This window comes from Streptomyces harbinensis (genome assembly GCF_900116145.1).
GTDB classification, from domain to species: Bacteria; Actinomycetota; Actinomycetes; order Streptomycetales; family Streptomycetaceae; genus Streptomyces; species Streptomyces carpaticus.
Genome location: NZ_FPAB01000032.1, coordinates 1 through 1,362, shown reverse-complemented (window position 1 = coordinate 1,362; position 1,362 = coordinate 1). Strand labels below are relative to the sequence as shown.

Below are 1,362 nucleotides of genomic sequence, written 5' to 3'. Positions count from 1 at the left end.
CACGGCGCGCGCATCGAGCGCTGCCCCGCCTGCTCCAGCAACTCGACGTCGCCGACCGCGGGGGCCGGCTGATGCACCCGGCCGCCGACACCAGCCCCGGCGCCGAGGACGGGCCGCGGGTCCTGGTGACGCTGCCCGACGAGCAGCGGCTGTTCGCCGTCGTACGCCGACGCCGCCGGGCCCCGGGCAGGGGCGGCGGCTGGTGGTACCTCCTGGAGCTCTCGCTGTGGGCGGCCGGCCGGGGCCCGGACGGCGTGGTGCGGGCCGATCCGGGGCCGGTGGAGTTCTGGGCCCCAGCCGAGGTGTGTGAGCCGCTGCCGGGCGAGGACTACGCCGACGTCCCCACCGACCACACCAGCGCCCGGACACCGGCGTTCCTCATTGAGGAGACCCCCGCCGCCGACACCGACACCGGCGAGCACCTGGTGGTCCACCGCGGTGACTGCGCCGCAGCGTCCGGCATCGTCTACCCGGCCGGGACGGACACCGCTCACCGCGCGGCAGCAGCTGGCGCGGGCCGCTGCCCGGTGTGCACGCCGCCGGCGGTGTAGGACGGATCCGGCCGATCTGAGCCCGAGGCATTCGAGACAAACCGAAAGGGCGCAGGGGAACGCAGGTGAGTGCTGGGGGCGCAGAGTGTTCTCAGACTGATCGCAGAGTGTTCTCAGAACGTACTCAGGGAGCCACGACGGGAGACGAAGAGAAAAGGGGTTCAGCCTGAGTAAAAAGGGACGCATGGAGAACGGCGGGAAGCGTTCCCTGCATAGACTCACCCACGAATAGACCGCATCGCCTGCGAATTGAGCAATGGGTCTCAGTTCGAGAATGCGTAGGAGAAAGGGAGTTGGGTGAAGGGCCGCTTTTTAGGTTTTCTCGCATGGGCCGGGGAGGTTGCGTCGGGGATTTTCCGTTGGATTGTGCGTCGCCGGAAGGTGATGGCGCATCAGTTTTTGCGGGGGGCCTGCTATTCCGCAGGAATGGCCGCGTTCAGTGTCCTTGTGCTCTGGGTCAGAACGCTTTACTAATTCCGTACAGGGTCGATTGGTGTAGACCTGTTGGGGTGGTGTCAGTTTGGTGTGTTGGTGGTGGTCCTGGTGGGTGCCGCGCGCGACCGCCGGGGCCGGCCCCCACCCTCTTGCTGCTGTTCTTCCCGCCCTCTACAGTGGTACGGGAGCACGGAGTGCGCCCGTACCACCCCCGCACCATCCATCAAAACCCCAGCCCACAATGGGTTTCCCCCGCACACACCACCACCGCACACACCGTCCCAGGGGCAAGGCCGGAGGCCGCGCCCCGACCGCCCGGGCCCGGAGGGCACGGGCACCACCACCCCACCCAGGCCCCGGAGGGGCCGCCGGCCCT

1 protein-coding gene is annotated in these 1,362 nt (G+C 68.9%); it reads left to right on the top strand.

Annotation, left to right across the window (positions count from 1 at the left end):
• Positions 1-551: DUF6233 domain-containing protein (locus tag BM385_RS27440; RefSeq protein WP_093844610.1), on the top strand; the 551-nt coding region annotated here is incomplete at its 5' end.
• Between the last annotated feature and the right edge of the window lie 811 nt (positions 552-1,362).